Origin of the sequence: Sulfitobacter maritimus, assembly GCF_013346665.1 — a bacterium.
GTDB classification, from domain to species: Bacteria; Pseudomonadota; Alphaproteobacteria; order Rhodobacterales; family Rhodobacteraceae; genus Sulfitobacter; species Sulfitobacter maritimus.
This window is the reverse complement of sequence record NZ_JABVBB010000028.1, coordinates 105,150-128,047: the sequence shown is the minus strand read 5'-3', so window position 1 is coordinate 128,047 and position 22,898 is coordinate 105,150. Positions and strand designations below refer to the sequence as shown.

Annotated in this window: 26 protein-coding genes; 13 read left to right on the top strand and 13 right to left on the bottom strand. The window is 61.1% G+C overall.

Going from position 1 to position 22,898, the window contains the following annotated elements; genetic code table 11:
- Nucleotides 1–22: 22 nt before the first annotated feature.
- From HTT03_RS08770 to HTT03_RS08750, 5 genes are all read right to left on the bottom strand, one after another.
- Nucleotides 23–535, bottom strand: coding sequence for a DUF3035 domain-containing protein (locus HTT03_RS08770; RefSeq protein WP_174859472.1), 513 nt, complete (start codon nt 533–535; stop codon nt 23–25).
- A gap of 51 nt (nt 536–586) precedes the next feature.
- Nucleotides 587–1,075 (bottom strand): signal peptidase II, encoded by a 489-nt coding sequence (gene lspA / locus HTT03_RS08765; RefSeq protein WP_174859471.1) that lies wholly within the window; start codon nt 1,073–1,075, stop codon nt 587–589.
- A 15-nt stretch (nt 1,076–1,090) separates the two neighbouring features.
- Nucleotides 1,091–2,677 (bottom strand): bifunctional phosphoribosylaminoimidazolecarboxamide formyltransferase/IMP cyclohydrolase, encoded by a 1,587-nt coding sequence (gene purH, locus HTT03_RS08760; RefSeq protein ID WP_174859470.1) that lies wholly within the window; start codon nt 2,675–2,677, stop codon nt 1,091–1,093.
- 16 nt (nt 2,678–2,693) lie between these two features.
- Nucleotides 2,694–4,442: a heparinase II/III family protein gene (locus tag HTT03_RS08755; RefSeq protein ID WP_246253399.1), complete on the bottom strand. Its 1,749-nt coding sequence runs from the start codon at nt 4,440–4,442 to the stop codon at nt 2,694–2,696.
- 181 nt (nt 4,443–4,623) lie between these two features.
- Nucleotides 4,624–5,895, bottom strand: a complete 1,272-nt coding sequence (locus HTT03_RS08750; RefSeq protein ID WP_174859469.1) for an RsmB/NOP family class I SAM-dependent RNA methyltransferase — start codon at nt 5,893–5,895, stop codon at nt 4,624–4,626.
- Nucleotides 5,896–5,993: 98 nt separating this feature from the next.
- Here HTT03_RS08750 and HTT03_RS18700 point away from each other — a divergent pair, with 98 nt between their 5' ends.
- Nucleotides 5,994–6,296: a DUF1674 domain-containing protein gene (locus HTT03_RS18700; RefSeq protein ID WP_246253398.1), complete on the top strand. Its 303-nt coding sequence runs from the start codon at nt 5,994–5,996 to the stop codon at nt 6,294–6,296.
- A 439-nt stretch (nt 6,297–6,735) separates the two neighbouring features.
- On the opposite strand, the gene dapB is transcribed toward HTT03_RS18700, so the two are convergent.
- Complete coding sequence (gene dapB, locus HTT03_RS08740) at nt 6,736–7,554, bottom strand: 4-hydroxy-tetrahydrodipicolinate reductase (protein WP_174859467.1); 819 nt, start codon at nt 7,552–7,554, stop codon at nt 6,736–6,738.
- 98 nt (nt 7,555–7,652) lie between these two features.
- On the opposite strand from dapB, the gene rbfA reads away from it, so the two are divergent.
- The 9 genes from rbfA to HTT03_RS08695 all read left to right on the top strand — a co-directional run bounded on the left by rbfA (nt 7,653) and on the right by HTT03_RS08695 (nt 15,865).
- Complete coding sequence (rbfA, locus tag HTT03_RS08735) at nt 7,653–8,084, top strand: 30S ribosome-binding factor RbfA (RefSeq protein WP_174859466.1); 432 nt, start codon at nt 7,653–7,655, stop codon at nt 8,082–8,084.
- A complete protein-coding gene (locus HTT03_RS08730; RefSeq protein WP_174859465.1) occupies nt 8,081–8,827 on the top strand; it encodes a phosphodiester glycosidase family protein in 747 nt (248 codons plus the stop codon). The genes rbfA and HTT03_RS08730 overlap by 4 nt, the downstream gene beginning before the upstream one ends.
- Nucleotides 8,828–8,905: 78 nt before the next feature.
- The gene (truB, locus tag HTT03_RS08725; protein WP_174859464.1) at nt 8,906–9,832 is read left to right on the top strand and encodes a tRNA pseudouridine(55) synthase TruB; all 927 of its coding nucleotides are present in this window, start codon (nt 8,906–8,908) and stop codon (nt 9,830–9,832) included.
- Nucleotides 9,833–10,375, top strand: a complete 543-nt coding sequence (locus tag HTT03_RS08720) for a DUF1643 domain-containing protein (RefSeq protein ID WP_174859463.1) — start codon at nt 9,833–9,835, stop codon at nt 10,373–10,375.
- A gap of 96 nt (nt 10,376–10,471) precedes the next feature.
- Nucleotides 10,472–11,440, top strand: a complete 969-nt coding sequence (locus HTT03_RS08715; protein WP_174859462.1) for a calcium-binding protein — start codon at nt 10,472–10,474, stop codon at nt 11,438–11,440.
- 162 nt (nt 11,441–11,602) lie between these two features.
- The gene (gene rpsO / locus HTT03_RS08710; RefSeq protein ID WP_174859461.1) at nt 11,603–11,872 is read left to right on the top strand and encodes a 30S ribosomal protein S15; all 270 of its coding nucleotides are present in this window, start codon (nt 11,603–11,605) and stop codon (nt 11,870–11,872) included.
- A 278-nt stretch (nt 11,873–12,150) separates the two neighbouring features.
- Nucleotides 12,151–14,292, top strand: coding sequence for a polyribonucleotide nucleotidyltransferase (gene pnp / locus HTT03_RS08705; RefSeq protein ID WP_174859460.1), 2,142 nt, complete (start codon nt 12,151–12,153; stop codon nt 14,290–14,292).
- Between the two features lie 61 nt (nt 14,293–14,353).
- Nucleotides 14,354–15,058 carry a glycosyltransferase gene (locus HTT03_RS08700; protein WP_174859459.1) on the top strand — a complete coding sequence of 235 codons (705 nt, stop codon included), beginning with the start codon at nt 14,354–14,356 and terminating at the stop codon, nt 15,056–15,058.
- A 27-nt stretch (nt 15,059–15,085) separates the two neighbouring features.
- The gene (locus HTT03_RS08695) at nt 15,086–15,865 is read left to right on the top strand and encodes a glycosyltransferase family 25 protein (RefSeq protein WP_174859458.1); all 780 of its coding nucleotides are present in this window, start codon (nt 15,086–15,088) and stop codon (nt 15,863–15,865) included.
- Between the two features lie 5 nt (nt 15,866–15,870).
- Here HTT03_RS08695 and HTT03_RS08690 read toward each other — a convergent pair whose 3' ends face one another.
- From HTT03_RS08690 to HTT03_RS08670, 5 genes are all read right to left on the bottom strand, one after another.
- On the bottom strand, nt 15,871–16,524 hold the full coding sequence (locus HTT03_RS08690) for a peroxiredoxin (protein WP_174859457.1): 654 nt from the start codon (nt 16,522–16,524) through the stop codon (nt 15,871–15,873).
- A 182-nt stretch (nt 16,525–16,706) separates the two neighbouring features.
- Nucleotides 16,707–17,354 (bottom strand): RluA family pseudouridine synthase, encoded by a 648-nt coding sequence (locus HTT03_RS08685; RefSeq protein ID WP_174859456.1) that lies wholly within the window; start codon nt 17,352–17,354, stop codon nt 16,707–16,709.
- Between the two features lie 35 nt (nt 17,355–17,389).
- Nucleotides 17,390–18,013: a LysE family translocator gene (locus tag HTT03_RS08680; protein WP_174859455.1), complete on the bottom strand. Its 624-nt coding sequence runs from the start codon at nt 18,011–18,013 to the stop codon at nt 17,390–17,392.
- Complete coding sequence (locus HTT03_RS08675) at nt 18,010–18,468, bottom strand: GAF domain-containing protein (RefSeq protein WP_174859454.1); 459 nt, start codon at nt 18,466–18,468, stop codon at nt 18,010–18,012. The genes HTT03_RS08680 and HTT03_RS08675 overlap by 4 nt, the downstream gene beginning before the upstream one ends.
- 78 nt (nt 18,469–18,546) lie before the next feature.
- Nucleotides 18,547–19,719, bottom strand: coding sequence for a thiolase family protein (locus tag HTT03_RS08670; protein WP_174859453.1), 1,173 nt, complete (start codon nt 19,717–19,719; stop codon nt 18,547–18,549).
- An 87-nt stretch (nt 19,720–19,806) separates the two neighbouring features.
- Here HTT03_RS08670 and HTT03_RS08665 point away from each other — a divergent pair, with 87 nt between their 5' ends.
- Nucleotides 19,807–20,145, top strand: a complete 339-nt coding sequence (locus HTT03_RS08665; RefSeq protein ID WP_174859452.1) for an STAS domain-containing protein — start codon at nt 19,807–19,809, stop codon at nt 20,143–20,145.
- Between the two features lie 4 nt (nt 20,146–20,149).
- Nucleotides 20,150–20,650: an ATP-binding protein gene (locus tag HTT03_RS08660; RefSeq protein ID WP_174859451.1), complete on the top strand. Its 501-nt coding sequence runs from the start codon at nt 20,150–20,152 to the stop codon at nt 20,648–20,650.
- A gap of 185 nt (nt 20,651–20,835) precedes the next feature.
- On the opposite strand, the gene hspQ is transcribed toward HTT03_RS08660, so the two are convergent.
- The gene (gene hspQ, locus HTT03_RS08655; protein ID WP_174859450.1) at nt 20,836–21,162 is read right to left on the bottom strand and encodes a heat shock protein HspQ; all 327 of its coding nucleotides are present in this window, start codon (nt 21,160–21,162) and stop codon (nt 20,836–20,838) included.
- A gap of 287 nt (nt 21,163–21,449) precedes the next feature.
- Here hspQ and HTT03_RS08650 point away from each other — a divergent pair, with 287 nt between their 5' ends.
- Entirely contained in the window at nt 21,450–22,040 is a 591-nt protein-coding gene (locus HTT03_RS08650) for a transglycosylase SLT domain-containing protein (protein ID WP_174859449.1), read from the top strand.
- A gap of 91 nt (nt 22,041–22,131) precedes the next feature.
- Here the strand turns inward: HTT03_RS08650 and HTT03_RS08645 are convergent, their stop codons facing one another.
- The gene (locus HTT03_RS08645) at nt 22,132–22,737 is read right to left on the bottom strand and encodes a LolA family protein (RefSeq protein ID WP_174859448.1); all 606 of its coding nucleotides are present in this window, start codon (nt 22,735–22,737) and stop codon (nt 22,132–22,134) included.
- Nucleotides 22,738–22,898 lie beyond the last annotated feature (161 nt).

Sequence of the window (22,898 nt, the reverse complement as noted above, 5' to 3'; positions counted from 1 at the left end):
TCTGACGCAACATTCAAGAAGCCTAGCGAAAACGTGTGTCTTGTGGCGGGTAAGAGGGCGTGCGCGCCCCGGCCTTGCGCCAGCGCTCGGCTTCGGCATGGGCGTCGAGTTTTTGGCGCTTATAGGCTTGGTCATAGCGGTCTACCGGCACGATGCGGAACTGCGTGAACCGGCCCTTGCGCTGACGGAATTCGGCGTCCGCTTGGGCCAATGTGCCGCGAATACCCGGCTGCACGCCATGTCGGCTGGCCTGCTGGACCAGTGCGGCATCACTTGCCGGAATACCGCTTGAGGTGTCCAGACGCCCGCCAAATGCCGCCACACCTTCGGCCACGGCAGAGCGGTCCGTCAGATTGGCCTGCCCCGGTGTCGGCGTCGGCAAAGAACTGAAACTGTCGGGCTGTTCCAGCGGCTTGACCGGTTTGATCATGAACTCATCCGGCCCCGAAGATGTCGACCGAATGTCGCGCAGCCCCTGATTGCTACAGGCAGCGAGGGCCAGCGGTATCAAGGTGATGAGGGCAATGCGGCGCATGGTGTCTCCTTTCGGGGTCTGACCCTCAATATCGCAGGCGGGCAGGCAATGTCACTGACCTTTTTTGCCCCGGCGTTTGGCGGCGGGTTTGCTGTCTCCGGTAAAGAGGATCAAACCGATTGCGCCCGCAAAGATGAAGACATCAGCGAGGTTGTAGACAAAGGGATTACTGATGCCACAGCAGGAGTTATTCAAGAAATCCAGCACATAGCCATAGATCAACCGATCCGCCACATTGGCCAGCGCACCGCCGACCAAAAGCCCACCACTGAGCGCCGCCCACCAGCCCTGCGGGCTGCGCCAGAGCCAAACGGTCACCGCCGTGCAAATCACCAGCGCGAGCAGCACCAGCACCCATTGGCTCATGTCGCCGCCAAGGCCAAAGTTGATGCCCCGGTTTTCACCATAGCGGAAATTCAGCACCGGGGGCAGCACGTCGATGGAGCGGATGCGTGCCAGCTCCATCATGTGTATGACCACGTATTTGCTGATCTGGTCGATCATAAAGGCCACGAAGGCCGCGATGCCGAATATCCGCATGGGGCTGCCTCTTGCTTAGTGCCGGAAGTGGCGCATGCCGGTGAAGACCATGGCAAGGCCCGCCTCATCCGCTGCCGCGATCACCTCGTCATCGCGCATGGAGCCGCCGGGCTGGATCAGCGCCGTGGCACCGGCCTCGGCTGCGGTGATCAGACCGTCGGCAAAGGGGAAGAAGGCATCGGAAGCCACGACCGAGCCTTGGGTCAGTGGCGCTTCAATGTCCATCACTTCGGCCATATCCTGCGCCTTGCGCGCGGCGATGCGCGTGCTGTCCACCCGGCTCATCTGGCCCGCGCCGACGCCGACTGTGGCACCGTCTTTGACGTAGATGATTGCGTTGGATTTGACGTGTTTTGCCACGGTCCATGCAAAGAGCATGTCGTCCAATTCCTGATCCGACGGTTTGCGTTTGGTCACGACCTTCAGGTCATCGCGGCTGACGCGGCCCACGTCTTTGTCCTGCACCAAGAACCCGCCCGAGACCTGACGCACGGCCAGTGCGGCGGCGGCTGGGTCGGCGAGACCTTCGGTGGTCAACAGCCGCAGGTTCTTCTTGGCGGCAAAGATGCGCTTGGCGTCCTCGTCCGCACCGGGGGCGATAACAACTTCAGTAAAGATCGCGGCGATGGCTTCGGCAGTCGGGCCGTCAAGTGGCTGGTTCAACGCGATAATGCCGCCAAAAGCCGAGGTGCGGTCGCAGTCGAAAGCACGTTTATAGGCCTCCAGCATGGTCTCGCCACGCGCCACGCCGCAGGGGTTGGCGTGTTTGATGATCGCGCAGGCAGGTCCACCGGCGGGGTCGAACTCGCTGACCAGCGCAAAGGCCGCGTCGGTGTCGTTGATGTTGTTGTAGGACAGTTCCTTGCCCTGATGCTGCACAGCGTTGGCCAGACCGGGCGCGGTGGAGCCATCGGTGTAGAACGCCGCCTGCTGGTGCGGGTTCTCGCCATAGCGCAGGGTCTGCGCAAGCGTGCCGCCAAAGGTCCGGCGACGCGGTGTGCCGTCGACCTGCTCGGCCATCCAAGTGCTGACGGCGGTGTCATAGGCGGCGGTGCGGGCATAGGCGGTTTGCGCAAGACGCTGGCGCAGGGCGTAGCTGGTCTGGCCGTCGTTGGCCTCCATCTCGGCGATCACCTCGGCGTAGTCTTCGACGTCGACCACCACGTTGACGAATCCGTGGTTCTTGGCCGCCGAACGGATCATCGCTGGGCCACCGATGTCGATATTCTCGATCACCTCGGCGTATTCCGCGCCCTTAGCGACGGTTTCCTCAAACGGGTAGAGGTTCACCACCACCAGATCGATTGCGCCGATGTTATGCTCATTCATCGCGCCGACGTGTTCGTCATTGTCGCGCAGGGCCAGCAGACCGCCGTGGACCACCGGGTGCAGCGTTTTCACGCGCCCGTCCATCATCTCAGGAAAGCCCGTCACATCGGCCACATCCAGCACTTCAAGCCCCGCGTCGCGCAGCGCTTTCGCGGTGCCACCGGTGCTGAGCAGTTCGACGCCCCGCGCCGCCAGAGCGCGGCCAAGGTCCAAAAGACCGGTCTTGTCAGAGACGGAAAGCAGAGCGCGTTTGATCGGGTGCAGGTCGGGCATGGGGCTGGTTCCTTGGTCAGTCTTCATCAGCATAGGGATCGTCGATCGACAAATCTCGCACGCCAATCGCAGTTTCCTGCGCTTTTGACAACGACCAGCGCACCCTTGTCGCGTAGTTCATGGCGTATCCGGTGAGCACAATCTGCTGCGCAGCGCGGGGTTTCAGGCGGGTGCCTTCAAGGTAAACCCCTGCTTCTAAAGATAGATTATGAGTGCCATCATGGCGAAACACCCAAATCTCACCGCTTTTCAGCGCCATTGAGATTGCCGACCCGCCAAGGTCGACCGTCGCATCCACATCCGGGTGCAGATGAAAACGGATGTCAAAAGGCACACCTTTCAGCGGGATCGCTTTGAGAACCTTGTCAAAGCGGCGCTTTTCGGCGGGCGCCAGCGCCAGCAGCATGTCCTCTCCGGTCAGTCCGCGCCCGTCGAAGGTCAAATCCAGTTTTCGCGCATGGGTCAGGCCATGGCTGCGCAGATAGGCGTCATGCCCGCCTTCAAACCGCAGTGCGTCGTCGGTCTGCCCGATCTCCACCGGCACATGGCGCGGGCCGTCGACCAACGCCTCTTGGCCGGTCCGCCGGTCCGGCTCCGCCAAACGGGCGCTGGAATGACCAACGAGCGACAATGCGGAATGTGATGGCGTGGCCCGCCCCGCACGGCGCCATTCCAACCCAAAAGACGCGCCTGAGCCGCAGTTCACCACCAAGGGCCGCCGCCCGGAGGTCAGTTCAAACGCCAATGTCGAGGCATGGGCATTGTCCGACGCTGCCCCGCGTGGCGGGGGCGCGGCATCGACAATCACGCTGGTGCGTCCGGCCGAGAGTCGCGCATAGCCCATCGCCAGCCCATCTGGTTGGCGTGTTTTAACCTTGGCAGCGGCCAAAGCGTGATCGAGCCACCCTTCCATGCCACGCCCGCCCCCATGAAACCGCGCCAAAGCACCATCCGCATGGCGCAGACTGCGCAGCGTCGGTGCGATCCGTTCAATCGCAGCAAGATGCTCCGTCGGCGTGCTGCGCCCTGCATCGCTCAAAGCCGCAGCGGTCCAAGTCAGCAGGGTAAAGACAGCCAAGAGTTCTTCTGGGTTGCGCGTGGGCAAGCCGCCCTGGGCATCGATTTGGCTGGCACATTCCAGCGCCAGCGCATTGACTGCAGGGTCGGCAAAGCGCTCCATCCCCTGTAGCGACAGCGCGGCGTAAAGCAGCCCGGTCAGGGCTTCGAACCGCGGCAGGCCGGGCGGCGCAGCCTTCCAGCGCTTGGCCAAAAACTGGGTTTGCTGGTGAAGGGAGCGAAAGAAAACATCGTTCTGCGCGTCTTCGGTGCCGCGCAGTAGAAACAAGGCGTGGTTGATCCAGCGGGTGAGCCGCCGCCCCGTAAGCGCCGGCGCCCACCCCGGCCCGCGTCCCCGCCCAAAGCGGTCGATCCACGCCCATAGCCATGCCTGCCCCGCTGCGCGGGCGCGAGCATCACCCACCGCCGCCAGATCGTCGAGCCATGCAAAACCGTGCAGAGCGGCGGCATAGGCAGGATCGGGCGGGGTCAAATCCCACATCGCTTTGTCTGGTGCGGTAATCAAGCTGCCCGCGAAAAGGTATTTCCCGGCAAGCAACTGCCGACCCCGCGCGAAAGAGCCAATAGTGCGCGGCTCAGGTTGGGCAATAAAGCTGGTGGTATGTTCTTGTCCGCGAGTCGCCCGCCACGCATGCCAGCGGTTTAAAACCGCAGCCCTGCGGGCCATGACGCTGAAAAGATCCACCATATTACACTGCCTCTGACGCTCTTGTGGCGTTTTGCGCAAGCATAGCCCTGCGGCTGCTACGAGTCACCGGCTTTTCCCGAACGTGCGCGCCGGAGCGCTGAAGCAAACGCAAAGGCGCTGCTTCAACGATCCCCGTGAAACAATTCGGATTTTCGCAAAGCGGGCGTCAGCGCCCGAAAGCTCAGTCTTTGCGCAGACAGGCGATATAGAACCCGTCCATGCCACCGCGTTCGACCCAGAAATCAGGCCGCAGACGCAGCCCGCCTTCTTCGGTGATCCACGCGGACTCAACCCCCGGCAGTTCCAAGGCGGCGGTGTCCACGGTCATATCGTCATGCCGTTCCAACGCCTCATCAACCTGCACTTCGCCTTCATCCGGCAGCAGGCTACAGGTACAAAACACCAGCCGCCCGCCGGGCTTTAGCAGGCTCCACGCGTGGTCGATCAACTCAGATTGCAACTCGATCAGATCACCAAATTCCGATCCATCCTTGGCATAGGGCAGATCGGGGTGGCGGCGGATGGTGCCGGTGGCGGAACACGGCGCGTCGAGCAGGATCGCGTCGAATTCCCCTTGCACGGCGCGGGCGTCTTTGGTCAGCGTCTTGGCCTTCAGCCCCACGCGGGCGAGGTTTTCCTTCACCCGCTGCATCCGAGGGTGCGACTGGTCAACTGCGGTGACAACAGCCCCCGCAGCGGCAAGCTGCATGGTCTTGCCCCCCGGCGCGGCGCAGAGGTCCAGCACCGTCTCGCCTTCCTGCGGGGCCAGCACCCGCACCGGGATCGCGGCGGCGGCGTCCTGCACCCACCAGTCGCCCTCGGCAAATCCGGGCATGGCGGAGACTTGGCCAGCATCCGTCACCCGGACGGTGCCCGTGGGCAGCAGCGTGCCGCCCACGGCCTCGGCCAAAGCGGCGGCATCGCCTTTGGCGGTCAGATCAAGCGGTGCGCCCGCGAAATGCGCCAGTTCCATCGCCGCAATGGCGTCCGCCCCCCAAGCCTCTGCCAACGGGCCACGCAGCCATTTGGGCAGGCGCGGCGCACGCAGAGCGCCCCATGCTTCGGGGCCTTGCGCGGCGATCTTGCGCAAGACAGCATTGGTCAGGCCCTTAAGGTGGCTGAGCGTACGGTGCTGGGACACGAGATTGACCATCGTGTTCACGACCCCATGCGCCGCGCCGCCCTGACACAGTTCCACCGTGCCGACGCGCAGCACATTGCGCACGGTCAACGGGGGAGCCTTTTGCAGATGTTTTTGCAGCAGTCGGTCCGCCCGCTCCAACCCACGCAGCGTGTCCTGCGCCAGACGTTGCGCACGCGCCCGGTCATAGGGGGGCAGCTTGTCCAGCGCGCCGGAGGCGAGCAGTTCCGACATCAGACGCGGCTCGTCGCCCAAAATCTGATCCAGCAGATATACCGCGCTTCTGCGGGCCTGAACGCCTGTGTCTGCCATGATCGTATCCTATCTAGGTCTTGCTTAAGGGGGTTGCCGGGTTGTCTGGGCCAGCGTGCGACGTATATCAAGGGAGAACTTGGCTCAAGAGGACCATGATGCCCGATCAACGCCCCATTCCCGACAGTCGACCCGGCCCTGACCCGACGCCGAGCCCCAAGCCGGACCTGCCCCCGCAGCCCAAACCGGGGCCAAAACCGATCCCCGACACGCCGCATGACCCGACGCCGACCCCCGGCCCGGACCTGCCAGCTGCCGCCCAACGCGCCTTGGCCGAAGCTGCCGCACGGCGCGAGGCCGCCGCAGCGCTGGATCTGCCTGCTGAACTTGGCGGTCGCGATGGGCCGGAGCCTGTGCGCTATGGCGATTGGGAGAAAAAGGGCATCGCAGTCGATTTCTAAGCGGCCTTAGCGCAGGGTCAGCACAGCCGACTGCCCCTTTGTCGGAGGTGAAGCGGATTTTCGCGCCATCGCGCATGACCACTTGGCAATTATAGCCCAGATCCTTGCCGCCCCAGATGAGCGTGCGGCAGAAATAGCCGTCTTTCCAAGACCAGTTGCCGCTGACCTCCCAAACCGCGCCTTTGCCGGAGATGACCCCGCCAGAGGTCACCCGCAATTCGACGAGCGGGCGGGTCAATCTTTTGCCGTTCACGGCCGCGACGAAGTCTGATTTGCTTTGGATACGGGCATATTCTGCCGCTACTGGCAGGCCGCTCAACGTCAGCACCGCTGTCGCGGCAAGTGCAAAAGTAAACCTCATTGAAACCTCCCATAAGCGCAGTGCCTATGGCAGCCACGTATTTGCGGCGGGTAAAGTTTCAGATAATCTGCGCTATCTTCAGGTTTTCAGGCCCAACACATCCAGCATGTCATATTCGCCCGGCGCCTGTCCCTGCCCCCAGAGCGCGGCCTTCAACGCGCCCCGTGCGAAAAGCGCTCGGTCAGAGGCAACGTGGCGCAGGATGATCCGCTCTCCGGCGGCAGCGAACATCACGTCATGTTCCCCTACGATGTCACCGCCCCGGATCGCGGTGAAGCCGATGTCCCCCTGTTGCCGCGCGCCGGTGATGCCGTCGCGACCCCGGTCGGAGACATCAGCCAGTTTCACACCGCGCCCCTCGGCAGCGGCTTCGCCCAGCATCAGCGCGGTGCCGGACGGTGCGTCGACCTTTTGATTGTGATGCGCCTCGATGATCTCAATGTCGTAATCGACATCCAACGCGGCGGCGACCTGACGGGTGAGCTGTGTCAACAGGTTCACGCCAAGGCTCATGTTGCCCGCACGGACGATGATGGCCCCCTGTTCGGCTGCCGGGGCAAGCTCGGCGATTTCCGCGTCCGTCATGCCGGTCGTGCCGATGACATGCACGATCCCGGCCTTCGCGGCCTCAGCCGCAAAGGCGATTGTGGCCTGTGGCGCGGTGAAGTCGATCACGGCCTGCACTTTGCCGAAGGCCTCTGCCGCATCGTCTGTCACGGTCACCCCCAGTGCCGCACCGCCCATCGCCTCGCCCACGTCGCGGCCCACCCAATCATGACCGGGGCGCTCCACCGCAGCGGCCAGATGCATCTTGTCGCTGGCGGTGATCTCACGGATCAGCATTTGGCCCATGCGGCCAGAGGCGCCTGTAACGGCGATGCCGGGGGTCTGTGTCATGGGGGTAACTCCTGCGGTTCGGGGGCGTGAATGGCCCTGCCCGTTTAGCCCGTCGGCGAGCGCTTGGCAAAGTGCAACCGAAGCCTTAGATGGGGTTCATGGCAAAGAACAAGTTTCATGAGGGCGCAGGCCCGTCGCAACGACAACTCCGCGTGGGCGAGACCGTCCGCCGCGCCTTGTCTGATGTCCTCGCACGCGGGGACGTGCATGACACCGACCTCAACCGTCTGTCGATCACGGTGGGTGAGGTGCGCATTTCGCCAGATCTCAAGATCGCTACGGCCTATGTGCTGCCATTGGGCGGTGAAGGTCAGGACGAGGTGCTCAAGCTGTTGGCGCGCAACAAGAACGAGCTGCGGCGTCAGGTGGCAAAAAAGCTTACCTTGAAGTTCTCGCCTGACCTGCGCTTCCAGCTGGACCGGACGTTCGACCGGATGGACGACACGCGCCGGATGCTGAACCAAGATGTGGTGCGCCGCGATGCAGATGCGCCAGACATTGACGCAACAGATGGCACGCCTGATCAGTGATCCGAGCGGCCCTCATCGCATTTGCGCTTTTCGCACTCAAAGGCGCGCCTGCGGGCGCTGCCGAATGTCGCAATCTTACCTTTGAAGGCAACTCCTACACCGTTTGCGATGTCGATATGGCGCGTGACGATCTGCGGTTGTTCCTGAACGACGACAACGGTGCGCCCTATGGATTCTTTGGCTCGCTGGATGAGGCGCTAAAGGCTCAAGGGCTGCGACTTGGCTTTGCCATGAACGCGGGCATGTATCATGACGACCGCTCGCCGGTCGGGCATTACATCGAAGAAGGCGTCGAAACCCGCGGCGTGATCGACAACGCCGGCCCCGGCAACTTTGGCCTGCTGCCCAACGGCGTGTTCTGCCTCCGCGATGGGCGTGCCGATGTGTTTGAGACCAAGCGCTACCTTCGCGAAAAGCCCGACTGCCGCTTTGCCACCCAATCCGGGCCGATGCTGGTGATTGATGGGGCTTTGCATCCGCGGTTTCTGCCCGACAGCACTTCGCGCTATATCCGCAATGGGGTTGGCACCACGGCGGATGGCAAACGCGCGGTTTTCGCGATTTCCAATACCGTCGTCACCTTTCACGAATTCGCGCGGCTCTACCGCGATGAACTGGGCCTTCAGAATGCGCTTTACTTTGACGGCAATATCTCACGCCTTCGCGCGCCAGACCTGCGCCGAAGCGGGGCCGGGTTTACCACGCTGGGGCCGATCATCGGCGTGGTCACGCCGGCAAAGTGATCTTTTCCCTGCTTAGGGGCTGGGCAGCGCGGCGCGGCTTCGATAGAGGGCAGCACCACAATGGCGAAGGGGCAAGACATGGCACGCAAACGCAAGGGTCGCGATATTTCTGGCTGGCTGGTGGTGGACAAACCCGCTGGTCCCACATCGACCGCTGTGGTCAACAAGGTCCGTTGGGCGCTGGAGGCCAAGAAGGCTGGCCACGCAGGCACGCTCGACCCCGAAGCGACCGGCGTTCTGGCCATCGCCTTGGGCGAAGCGACCAAGACCGTCCCCTATATCACCGACGCGCTCAAAGCCTATGAGTTCACCGTGCGTCTTGGCATCGCCACCAACACCGACGACGCCGAAGGCGAGGTCATCGGCACCTCCGATCTGCGCCCCGATGATGCCGCGATCAAAGACGCGCTAAGCGGCTTTATCGGTGACATCCAACAGGTGCCACCGCAGTTCTCTGCTGTGAAAATCGACGGCCAGCGCGCCTATAAACGCGCCCGCGATGGTGAGGAAATGGACATCGCCGCCCGCCCCCTGTGGGTGGAAAGCCTGTTGCTGGTGGACCGCCCTGATGCCGATCACGTCACGCTTGAGATGGTCTGTGGCAAGGGTGGTTATGTCCGCTCCATCGCTCGCGATCTCGGGCAGAAGCTTGGTTGTCTTGGCCACGTCCGCGAGTTGCGCCGCACGTGGTCTGGCCCGTTTGAGGCAAAAGACGCCCTGACGCTGGCGCAGGTAGACGAACTGGCCCGCACGCCAGAACTCGACACGCATCTGCTGCCATTGGCCGAAGGGCTGGCCGATCTGCCCGAGGTCAAAGCCACGCCTGAGGGTGCCACGCGTCTGCGCAATGGCAACCCCGGCATGGTGATCGCCCATGACGTGGAATATGGTGATGAGTGCTGGGCCTCGCTGGATGGCCAGCCTGTCGCCGTGGGCCGCTTTAAGGCGGGCGAGCTACACCCCAGCCGGGTGTTTAACCTCTCCACGGATAGCAACGGGGGCTAAATGGCCCTCATCACCCGCAGCCATACCAAGGGCGACGCGCCCTCGACCGCGGTTTATTCGGGCTGCGAGCGCTACCGCTACAGCCTCACGCGGGTCTGGGACAGCGCAGCACCGCGGGTGATGTTCGTCATGCTGAACCCCTCCACCGCGACCGAGGTGCAAAACGACCCGACCGTCGAGCGGTGCGAGCGTCGGGCACGGGTACTGGGTTTCGGCGGCTTTCGCGTGACCAATATCTTTGCCTTCCGCGCGACCGATCCGCGCGATATGCGCGCCGCCGCTGACCCCATCGGGCCAGACAATGACAGCACATTGGACGAAGGGGCCGATTGGGCTGACCGGATTATCGCCGCTTGGGGAGTGCATGGGGCGCATCAGGACCGGGGCGTTGCCGTGGCCGCGCGCCTCTCGCAAGGGCGCAAACCGATCTATCACCTTGGTCTGTCCAAGGCCGGGCATCCAAAGCATCCGCTCTACCTTCCCTATAGCCAAGAGCCTGTGCCTTGGCAGGTAGAGAGCGCCATGACAGGGCGCGCACGTTAACCAACTCCTTCAGATTGCTTTGCTTTAGGCCTGTGAACATGCCCTTTTGAAATGGGGTGATGTGCGTGACATCACAGTAAATCGGGTGGATTTTGAATGTTGTGGTTGGCAGGCATGATGGGTCTGATGGCGGTGGGCGCGGTCACCTATGTTGAGATTGGCGCGGTCGCCGCTGAGGAGGAGGATACGCTTCCCGAAGGCACTGAGCCTGATATGCGCTCCACCGATACGCAGCTTAGCACCCCCGGTGATATCCTATCTGGCACCGAAGGCGCTGAACGCTTGACCGGTGATACGGGCGACGACCAGATCGGCGGCTACGACGGTAATGACGTGGTTATAGGCGGTGCAGGGAGCGACGATCTTCACGGTCATGAGGGCAACGACACGCTTGACGGCGCGACCGGGGCCGACAGCCTGCATGGCGGTGACGGCGACGATGATCTGTTCGGTGGCGCGGGGAACGACAGCCTTGCGGGTCAGAACGATGACGACCTGCTGCACGGCGGCGCGGGCGACGATGTGTTGCAGGGCTCGGCAGGTGATGATCTGTTATACGGCGATGCCGGGAACGATGCGCTTCAAGGCGGGCTCGGCGACGATGCGCTGGCCGGTGGCAGCGGAGAAGACAGTCTTTTTGGCGGCTGGGGGGATGACACCCTGACCGGTTTGGAGGCCGCGGAGGAGGCGCAAAACGGCACCTTGCGCGATTACCTCAACGGCGGCGGCGGCGATGATGTGATTGTCGCAGGCCCACAGGATATTGTGACCGCAGGCGCGGGCGTCGATCAAATCGTGCTGGGGGACTGGATCGCCGCAGGTGCTGCGACCGAGATTATGGATTATAACGCCGAAGAGGATTCCCTACTCTTTGTCTGGAATGACGAGACAGGGGAGGATCAAGAGCCGCCCTTGTCCGTCATGCCCGACCCGCTGCAGTCCGGGCAAACGCTGGTGATGCTGGATCAGACCGTTATCGCGCGGGTGGCGGGCGACAGCCTATCGCTGGACGATATCGCGCTGATCCCGCTGAGCGCGGCCTTTGATCTCGGCCTTGCGGCCTAAGCCGGGCTTGCTGGCAAATCTCCCTTTGCCAAAGGCGCAGATTCTTCCTATACGCCCCCATCGCCTGCTGATTCTGTCTGCGGGTGATATCTCCATGGGCCTGAGCTGGACGACATCCCGGCCTGAGCCATCCCTTTAAACTCTTTTCGAAAGGAGACCCCGATGTCGATTACTGCTGAAGAAAAAGCAAAAGTCATGAAAGATTTCGCAACCAAAGAAGGCGACACAGGTTCGCCCGAAGTTCAGGTTGCCATTCTGACATCGCGCATCACCACGCTGACCGAGCACTTCAAGACCCATAAAAAAGACAACCACGGCCGCCGTGGTCTTTTGAAAATGGTCGCGACACGCCGCAAGCTGCTGGATTACGTTAAGGCGAAGGATGAGTCCCGTTATCAGGACCTCATCAAACGCCTCGGCCTGCGCCGCTAAGCGCTGGTCTGCCGGGCTTCCCGGTGACAAGACTGCTGAAACCTCCCGGCCCGCGCCGGGAGGTTTTTTTATGTGCGCCGCGAAAGTCCCCCTCATCGGAGAGAAGCCGCCGCGAAAAGCGCCGCTTTTACGCAATCCCTTCCCATTTGCCTTGAAAACATGTATGCCCGCGCAATCTGAAATCCGGCGCCCGGACTCCAGCGCCTGAAAAGAAGATACCGGAGTCAGGGGCAATACGGCCCCTATGCAATGGCCAATGGGCCAAAAAGGAAACGTAGATGTTTAATGTGACGAAAAAATCGATCCAGTGGGGCGAAGAGACGCTGACACTGGAAACCGGTAAGGTTGCCCGTCAGGCGGACGGGTCGGTGATTGCAACGCTGGGCGAAACCAGCGTTATGGCCAACGTGACGTACGCACGTCAGCAAAAGCCCGGCCAGGATTTCTTCCCCCTGACCGTGCACTACCAAGAGAAATACTATGCCGCCGGTAAAGTACCGGGTGGCTTCTTCAAGCGTGAGGCCCGCCCCACCGAGAAGGAAACACTGACCGCGCGTCTGATCGACCGTCCGATCCGCCCGCTCTTCGTCCCCGGCTTCAAAAACGAAGTTCTGGTGATGTGCACCGTGCTGAGCCACGATCTGGTCAACGACCCCGACATGGTCGCGATGATCGCAGCCTCCGCCGCGCTGACCATCTCTGGCGCGCCGTTCCGTGGCCCGATTGCTGGCTGCCGTGTCGGCTATGAGGGTGGCGACTATGTCCTCAACCCAACAATCGACGACATGCAGGACCTGCGCCTGAACCCCGATCAGCGCCTCGATCTGGTTGTTGCTGGCACCAAAGACGCCGTGATGATGGTCGAATCCGAAGCCTATGAGCTGTCGGAAGAGGAAATGCTGGGTGCCGTTAAGTTCGCCCATGAGCAGATCCAGCCGGTTATCGACCTGATCATCGATCTGGCCGAAGACGCCGCGAAAGAGCCGTTCGACTTCCAGCCCGAAGATTACTCCGAGCTGTCCGCCGCTGTGAAAGCAGCCGGTGAGGATGAAATGCGCGCGGCCTTCGCGATCGTGGACAAGCAAGAGCGCACCGCCGCTGTTGCCGCCGCCCGCGAAACCATCAAGAGCAAGCTCACCGAAGAGCAGCTTGAGGACAAGAACCTCAGCTCCGCGATGAAAGGCCTTGAGGCCAGCATCCTGCGTGGCGATGTGGTGAAAACCGGCAAGCGTATCGACGGTCGTCGCACCGACGAAATCCGCGACATCGTGGCTGAAACCGGCGTATTGCCGCGGACCCACGGCTCCGCGCTCTTCACCCGCGGTGAAACGCAGGGCTTGGTCGTGACCACGCTCGGCACCGGCGACGATGAGCAATTCATCGACGCACTGCACGGCAACTTCAAATCGAACTTCCTGCTGCACTATAACTTCCCCCCCTACTCGGTTGGTGAAGTTGGTCGTGTGGGCCCTCCCGGACGTCGCGAAGTCGGTCACGGTAAGCTCGCTTGGCGTGCCCTTCAGGCGGTTCTGCCCGCGGCAACAGACTTCCCCTACACCATCCGTCTCGTGTCCGAGATCACCGAATCCAACGGCTCCTCGTCGATGGCATCGGTCTGCGGGGGCTCGCTGTCCATGATGGACGCAGGCGTGCCGCTGAAATCGGCTGTGGCCGGTGTGGCAATGGGTCTGATCCTCGAAGATGACGGCTCCTACGCGATCCTGTCGGACATCCTGGGTGACGAAGACCACCTCGGCGACATGGACTTCAAAGTGGCCGGGACCGAAGCGGGCATCACGTCCTTGCAGATGGACATCAAGGTCGCCGGCATCACGCCCGAGATCATGGAAAAAGCCTTGGCGCAGGCCAAAGAAGGCCGCATCCACATCCTCGGCGAGATGAACAAAGCGATCTCCGGTGCGGCTGACTTCTCCGTCCACGCCCCGCGCATCGAGACCATGCAGATCCCCACCGACAAGATCCGTGAAGTGATCGGTTCAGGCGGCAAGGTCATCCGCGAGATCGTCGAAGTCTCCGGCGCCAAGGTCGACATCAACGACGAAGGCATCATCAAGATCGCAAGCCCGAACGGCGAAGCCATCAAAAAGGCCTATGACATGATCTATTCGATCGTGGCCGAGCCCGAAGAAGGCGCCGTCTACACCGGCACCGTGGTCAAGATCGTCGATTTCGGCGCCTTCGTGAACTTCTTTGGCAAGCGCGACGGTCTGGTCCACGTGTCCCAGATCGAAAACCGCCGCCTGAACCACCCTTCGGATGTTCTGAAGGAAGGTCAGGAAGTGAAAGTGAAGCTCTTGGGCTTTGACGATCGCGGCAAGGTGCGTCTGTCGATGAAGGTTGTCGATCAGGAAACGGGTGAAGAGATCACTGCCGAGAAGAAAGAAGCGGCAGAAGGTTAATTAACACCTGCTGCGGGCCCTCATGGGGGTCCGCAGCTTTCCCCCTAGGGCTGTACGAGACATGAGCGCAGAAAATTTGGTCACGATTTGCATCACCATGGGGCTGCGGCCCGATGTCTTGCAACAAACGCTCGAAAGCCTCGGCCCGGAACTGCGCAAGCTACCGATCATCGGCATCAACGACTTTGGTGATGCTGAAACAAGCGCAGTATTTGATCGGCTTTGCCCCCATGGCCAGCGTATTGATTTGGGCAAACAAGTCGGACACCACCCCGCTGTCGATGCCATGTATGCCAAGGTGCGCACACCTTATGTCTTTCATATGGAAGACGACTGGGAGTTCACCCGCCACGATTTCCTCGATGATGCCCTGCGCTTGCTGGAGGCACATCCCGATATTTCTTCGGTCTGTTTCCGCGACACCGATAATTTCTTCATCGAAGACGCGGCCCGCGCCCAGATCGTCACCGAGGAATGCGCGGGTATCTCCTACGCGCGGATGGATGCTCTTAGCCCCAAATGGTATGGCTATACTTTCAATCCGCATCTTGCCCCTCTCTCTCTTTGGAAAGAAGTTGGCGGCTTCAGCGGGTTTAAACGCGAAAGCCATATCTCGCGTCACCTGCGCAAACAGGGTAAATTCACGGCCTTCTTAAAACCCGGCGCTTGCCAGCACATCGGGTTTGTCAGCGTCGCTCACAAGCCACCCTCCGCCTTCAAACGGTTCAAGAACTGGCTGCGCGGTCGGCCAACACCCAAGGTTTAACCTAAAATAACGGCTGTCGCTTCCTCAATGGGCGATAGCGATGAGGTCAAAGCTATGCCGCAGCGCGCCAAAGGCTTCGTTATCAATCTAGCCGCCTCCCCCCAGAGATTTGACAGCGCAAAGGCTGAACTGGACGACGTGCAAATCGACACGATCCGTGTAGATGCATTCGACGGGCGCGAGATAGACCTGGCACAATACGCACCATATGACGACCGCAAAGCCCGGCAGTTCATGGGCCGGTCGATGACACAAGGTGAAGTCGGCTGCTACGTTTCTCACCAGCGCGCCGCGACAGCTTTTCTGGAAAGCGGCGATGATATCGGCTTCGTTTTTGAAGACGACATCGCTCTGAAACCGGAGTTTAAAACCGCCGCGGCGGCGTTAATAGAATGGCTGCGTCCCCGCGACGATTGGCATTGTGTAAACCTCGGAGCGACACGCCTGAAAATCACCACCCCGATGGCCGAGGTCGCGGGCGTCTCGATACTCCGCGCCCATTACTTTCCGATGCTCGCCCATGCACTAATCTGGAACCGGGCCGGGGCCGCAGCCTTTCTGGCCGCCGCCGAACCCATCTTTTGCCCCGCAGACAACATGCTCAGGCAGGTATTGACACGCTCCGACATGGGACTGGCGACAGGTCAAAGCCTTGTTACCGCTGGTCAGTTCGACAGCGATATCTCCGCCCGATCAGCCGGAAACAGAGGCCAGTTTCGCCGGTCGCCACTCTATGGCCTGCGCAAACAGCGCCGGCTGCTACATGAGAAAGCGATGGCCGTCGCTCATAGGCTCGGCCACCGCTAACCGCTTTAACCCGGCACCTTGGTCTTACGCAAGTAAGGCAATACCGCATCAAAGTCGCCGAACTTCGCCTTCGCATCCTCATCCGACACGGTCGGCGGAATGATCACATCCTCACCCACCTGCCAGTCAGCCGGGGTCGCCACGCCGTTTTTGGCAGCTGTCTGCAGCCCGTCCAACGCCCGCAGAATCTCGGCAAAGTTGCGGCCCACGTTCATCGGGTAAGTCATGCTCAACTTCAACTGTTTGTCCGGCCCGATAATAAAAACCGCCCGCACTGTAGCGCTGTCATTCGGCGTGCGGCCATCGGGCAGATAGGCTTCCGCAGGCAGCATGTCGAAGGCCTTTGACACCTCTAGCCCGGCGTCCGCAATAATCGGGAAGCCCGCCTCGGTGCCAGCAACCTTCTCAATATCGCCCTTCCATTTCTTATGCTCTTCTACCCCATCTACGCTGACGCCAATAACCTTGGTGCCGCGCTTTTCCCACTCTTCTGACAGACGGGCCACGGCGCCAAACTCAGTGGTGCAGACCGGGGTGAAATCCTTTGGATGCGAAAACAGGATCGCCCAATTGTCGCCGACAAACTCATGCAGGGAAAAGCTGCCGTGATCGGTTTCGACGTTCAGATCGGGAATAGTGTCGTTGATGCGCAAGCCCATGATATCCTCCGGGTCATTCTGTGAACAGACACGCCTAAGCTAATCACTCTCGCCTAGGGTTGCACCCCCCGAATGCCAAAGGCCCAGGACCACCGCAGCGCCACCGCCCCTCCTTCTTCATCCTTTCTTAAATACCGTCCGCCCTCACCACCGCCACAGCGCCAGAGGGGGCGAGCCAGCCCTCAAAACGGCGCCTTCGCACGCACCTTGGTCGATTTACCGCCCTGCGGATGATTGAAGCGCAACTCCTCAGAATGCAGCATCAGACGCGGGAAATCGCGTGCAGGGCCGGTGGCATAAAAGGGGTCGCCCAAGATCGGATGGCCGAGCGCCAGCATATGCACCCGCAACTGATGGCTGCGCCCAGTCTTGGGAAAAAGCCGCAGGCGCGAGGTTTCACCATCGCTCTTGATCACCTTCCAATCGGTCTGCGCAGGCTTGCCGGTCTCGTGACAGACCATCTGCAAGGGTCGGTTCGGCCAGTCCACGATCAACGGCAGATCGACGGTCCCGCTCTGCTCTGCCGGCTTACCCCAAACCCTCGCAATATAGGTTTTCCGGGTCATGCGCTTTTCAAATTGCAGCCCAAGGTGGCGCTGCGCATAGGGCGTCATGGCAAAGATCATCACGCCTGAGGTGTCTCGGTCCAGACGATGCACCAGCAGCGCCTCGGGGAACACCGCTTGCACCCGCGCGAGTAGGCAATCGGCCAGATGCTCGCCTTTGCCCGGCACGCTGAGCAAGCCGGAGGGCTTATCGACAAGCAGAACTTCGGCGTCTTCATGCAGGATCACCAGCGGGTCCTGCGGCGGGGTATATGCGCTATCCATGCGCCCCTTTTGCAGAAGTGGCGCGGTGGTTCAAGTCAACCGCGGGCCGCAGGCGTGGAACTGAAGCCCAGGAGCAGGCCGTAAATCACAAAGCAGACCGCCATGACCCGGCGAAACCAAACGTTAAAGACAGCGCCCAACGCCGCCCTGCCGATCCCTGCGCCGAGGGCGGTGAAGCCGGTGTAGCTACAGGCCGTCAGAAACAGGGCCGTGGGCATGATGACGGTCATCTGACTCCAGATCGGCACGTCTGGCTGTACGAATTGCGAAAAGGCCGCGAGGTAGCCCGCCACCGATTTCGGATTGATCGTGGCGATCGCAAAGGCGCGCAGGAAGATCGAGGCGGCGGGGCGCTCCTGCATCACCGGCGGTTTGCGCGCCATGAACCAACCGCGAATACCGAGGTAGATCAAAAAGCCCGCGCCAATGAGCTTGGCTACGAAAAACCCGGTAGGCGAGGCCGCGATCAGGGCCGTGATACCGAGGGCAGAGAACAGCAGGAATATAGTGGCTTGGGTAAGGATCGCCAGCACCCCCGGTAGGGCGCGGCGAAAGCCTAAGGTCATGCCGTTTGAGATGCAGTTGACCGCATTCGGCCCCGGCGTGGTCACAAAAACCAACCAGAACAGCGCAAAGACGAGCCAAGCCTCAAAGGTCATGGAACGGCAGCGAAACTGTCTTTCAAGATCGCGCTAAGGGCATCGGCGTCCGCTTGGGTAAAGGCGTCGGGCTGGTTGCTGTCGATGTCAAACACGCCCAAAAGCCGCCCCGCGCCGTTCCAGACCGGGAGCACCAGTTCCGACCGGGTGGAGGAGGCGCAGGCGATATGGCCGGGGAAGGCGTCGACATCCGCGACCAGTTGCACCTCGCCCGTACGCGCCGCCGCGCCGCAGACGCCGCGCGAGAAGGGGATCACCAGACAGCCGTGGCCGCCTTGGTACGGTCCGATCTTGAGCAATTCGGGACCGGTGACGCGGTAAAAGCCGGTCCAGTCGAAACGGTCGTCCGCGTGATGCACTTCGCACGCCACGGTGGCCATGAGGGCCACGGCATCATCTTCGCCTTCGGTCAGGGCGGCGAGGGTTTTGGCGAGGGTTTGGTAGTCTACAGTCATGGAGGTCTCTTGTTGCGGGCGCGGCCGGGGGCTGTCTGCCCCCAGTCCCCCCGGAAGGTATTTAGGGCCGAAAGGCGTTTAGGGGCGCTCAATCGCGATGGCGGTGCCTTCGCCCCCACCGATGCAGATCGCGGCCACGCCGCGTTTCAGCCCGCGCTTTTCGAGCGCGTTGAGCAGGGTCACCATGATCCGCGCGCCCGAGGCGCCGATGGGATGGCCAAGCGCACAGGCCCCGCCGTTGACGTTTACGATGTCATGAGACAGACCCATTTCATGCATGAAGGCCAATGGCACGACGGCAAAGGCCTCATTGACTTCCCACAGATCCACGTCCTCTTTCTTCCAACCGATCCGCTCCAACAGTTTTTGCGCGGCGGGCACGGGTGCTGTGGTGAAAAAGCCGGGCGCTTGGGCATGGCTGGCATGGCCGACGATGCGTGCGCGGATGGTCTGGCCGTTGGCCTTAGCGGTGTCTTCATCTGACAGGACCAGCGCTGCCGCGCCGTCTGAAATGGAGGAAGAGTTCGCCGCCGTGACCGTGCCGCCCTCACGGAAGGCGGGTTTGAGCTGCGGGATTTTCTCAGGCCGCGCGCTGGCGGGTTGCTCGTCAGCGCTGACCGTTGTGCTGCCCTTGCGAGAGGTCACCTCGACGGGGGCGATCTCATCCGCGAAAGCCCCGTTTTCCTGTGCTTCTATCGCGCGGGAGAGCGAGGCCAGCGCGTAGTCATCCTGTGTTTCACGGGTGAACTGGAAGCGTTCGGCGCAGTCCTCGGCAAAGGTGCCCATCAGGCGGCCCTTGTCATAGGCGTCTTCCAACCCATCGAGGAACATATGGTCGATCACCTGCCCATGTCCCAGCCGCGCCCCGCCGCGCATTTTGGGCAGGACATAGGGCGCGTTGGTCATGCTTTCCATGCCGCCGGCGACCATCACATCGGTCTGGCCAAGGGCGATCTGGTCAAAGGCCATCATCGCCGCCTTCATGCCGGAACCGCACATCTTGTTAAGCGTCGTGGCAGGGACATCCTCGCCCAGACCGGCTTTGAAACCGGCCTGCCGGGCGGGCGCTTGGCCCTGCCCCGCGGGCAGAACACAGCCCATCAGCACTTCCTGCACCTTCGAAGAGTCCATGTCGCTGAGCGCAGCCTTGATGGCGCTGCCGCCCAGTTCGGCAGCGGTGAGGCTCCCGAAAGCCCCTTGAAAGCCGCCCATCGGGGTTCTTGCGGCACCTGTTATCACGACATTGCGCATCTTCGTCTACCTAAGCTGTCCTGCAAACCTCTTGGTAAGGATTTGCGGATATTCACGTCTGGAACATTGCCATCTTGAGGTCTGTCTATGGAAGTTTCCACGAAAACAGAAGACCGCTTTTGCGTGGTCAGTGTGCTGCACGAACGGATCGATGCCGCCGCCGCGTTGGAGTTTAAAGACGCCATGCGCCAGACCACGGCGAACGCACCGGCTGTGGTGATCCTTGATTTGCAAAAGGTCGACTTCATCGATTCCAGCGGCTTGGGCGCCATCGTCGCCACGATGAAACACCTGATGCCACAGCGGGCGCTCGTGTTGGCAGGGCTGACACCTGCGGTGGACAAAGTGTTCAAGCTGACGCGGATGGATTCCGTTTTCAGTGTGTTTGGCACGCTCGACGCGGCATTGACCGCGCATCGGGCCTGATGCCATGTCGCATCCCTCTGCGGTCCCGCCGCCGCTGTTGAACCCTTTTGCCTTTACCGTCGAAAGCAGCCCCCTCGCGACACGAAAGGCGCTGCGCCGCGTTCTGGACGCTTTGCAACCGCTGGCGCTGGACCCCGAGGTGGCGAGCACGGTCGAGTTGGTGCTGGCCGAAGCGTTGAACAATATCGTTGAACACGCCTATCCCGACCCCAAGACGCCGGGGCCGATTCATCTGGCCTGCCATCACGCGCCGGATGGGCTCCATTTTCACTTGCGCGATACAGGGTTGCCGATGCCCGGCGGGCAGCCCCCCTTGAGCATGGCACAAACGGTGGATTCTGAGACGGAAGATTTGCCGGAGGGGGGATTTGGCTGGTTTTTGATCCGCGATTTGGCCAAGGATTTGACGTATCGTCGCGTCAATCGGGAAAACCACCTTGGCTTGCGTCTTGCTGTCGCGCTGTCTTCGCAGGCTTGCGCGTCGGCCTCTGATCGGCCTGATTGATACCCAAAAACAGCCCCGCGCAGATCACATTTGCGCCACGGTTGGGCGGCATAGATGCTCTTGTAGCTGCATATGGCTTCCCTCGGTGCCGCGTTTAATAGCCCCCACCCAGTACGCGGTGCCGAGGAACTATGCGGTATACCTGTGACGGGTCGGGAATGTGCGCTAGACAGCGACCCGCCGGATCAATTCAATTGAAAATGCAACGGGTAGGCGCCATCGGTGAAGGGGCCAAACAGATCGGGAATGTCGGGGTGATCGACCGGCTCACCGGAATAGTCGGCGACAAGATTCTGCTCGGACACATAGGCCACGTAATAGCTTTGATCGTTTTCCGCGAGCAGATGATAGTAGGGTTGATCCTTGACCGGGCGGTTTTCCTCGGGGATCGATTCATACCATTCCTCAGTGTTGGCAAATTCCGGATCCACGTCAAAGATCACCCCGCGAAAGGGGTGCTTCTTGTGCCGGACAACCTGACCGAGGTGATATTTTGCGCGCGTACGTATCATAACATGGCAGCCCCTACCCCTCACTCGTAATCGGTTCAAGGGGCTTTTGTCCAATCTCAGCCCGATGTGACCGGGAAACAGTTTGTGATCTTGATGTGTCTAATAGGCTTTGCCCATTTGTAATGGTGAAGCAGTTTCGCGCCAGCGGGGAGCCGCCTGCCCCGCCCCGGAAAACCGGCGCATTAACGCCGAAAGCTGCGCCGAGAAAGTCAAAAATATGATGTGATCGGGGGTCAGAATCGTTTAAACTCTATGAAAACACGTCATGATAAAAAGGCGAGAGGCAGATGAGCAAGCATCTTCGCGCAATGATAATTGTGCTGCTGGTGGCATCCTGTGGCGGCGGCCAGCAATCGGCGCCGCGCGATTTGGATAACGCCTGTACGATTCTCAAAGAGCGCCCCGAATACCACAAAGCGTTCCGCGCAACTGAGCGTAAATGGGGCGTACCAATTCACGTGCAGATGGCGACCATCCATCAAGAAAGCAAATTCGTCGCCGATGCCCGGACGCCTTTCAAATATGTGTTGGGCGTGATTCCCATGGGCCGTCAATCCAGCGCCTTTGGCTACTCACAAGCCTTGGACGCCACATGGGATGAATATCTGAAATCCGAAGGCCGCCGCTGGGCCAAGCGAGACGAGATTCGCGATGCGAGTGATTTCATGGGCTGGTACATGAACCTCACCCGCGACCGGAATGGCGTATCCTTGCATGATGCCCGCAACCAGTATCTCGCCTATCACGAGGGGCATACTGGGTTTTCGCGTCAAAGCTACAACAGCAAGGCTTGGCTGGTCGGGGTCGCAGGAAAAGTGGACGCCCGCGCAAAGCTCTATGAGCGACAGATTGCGGCCTGTCGTCTGGGATGGTGGTAGGGTCGCAACCCGTCATGTCGAACGCAACAAAAAGGGCGACGGTTGGACCGCCGCCCTTTTCTTATGTCAGGCAAAGCCGTGAGCGGCCAAGTTAACGGTCCGTATTGGCCCGTGCCGCACCGGTGTCGAACATGCTGTTGGGGATGTTCACGCCCACCTGCATATCGCCCAGCACGACGGTCGTAGCACTGCCATTCCCGTCGTTGATCACCCACTGACGCAGCTGCACCGGGTTGCCGGTGAACTTCATCTGGATGTTCCCATACTGCGGGTTCGCAGGGTCTTGGGCCGTGACAGTCGTGGCTGTGCCGTCATAGCTATGGCCCGTCACCATCTTAGCGCGGCCCAGATCGACGCGGTCGGCCAGAATGATCGACAGTGGGGTGCGCGACAGCGGATAGGTTTCCGCCGGCTGGTTGGACTTTTTGTCATAGATCACAACAGTATTGGCCCCGGCCACCACAAGCCCGGAATCCGGCGCGTTATATTCAAAGCGCACCTTGCCGGGACGTTTGATATAGACCGTGCCAGAGCTGACCGAACCATCGTCATTGATCTGGGTGAAAGCGCCCTTAGCGGTCCGCAGCTGGTTCAGGTAGCCCGAGATTTCGCCCAGTGACAATTGCTGCGCAGCAGCCGCGAGAGGCGCCGTTACGGTCAGCCCAATTGCTAGAATCGCAGAAGTAAGTTTACGCATGTGTTCAAGTCCTGTGTTGTCTCACCATCAGACATAGGGCGGGTCTGTCTGTTATTCGATATCAGGGCGCGGTTTTTCGCTAACTCCCTTGTCCATACAAAGAAAAACACCGCCGGGAATGTTCCGGGCGGTGCTTTGGTTGGTTGTGGAGAGTGTGGAAA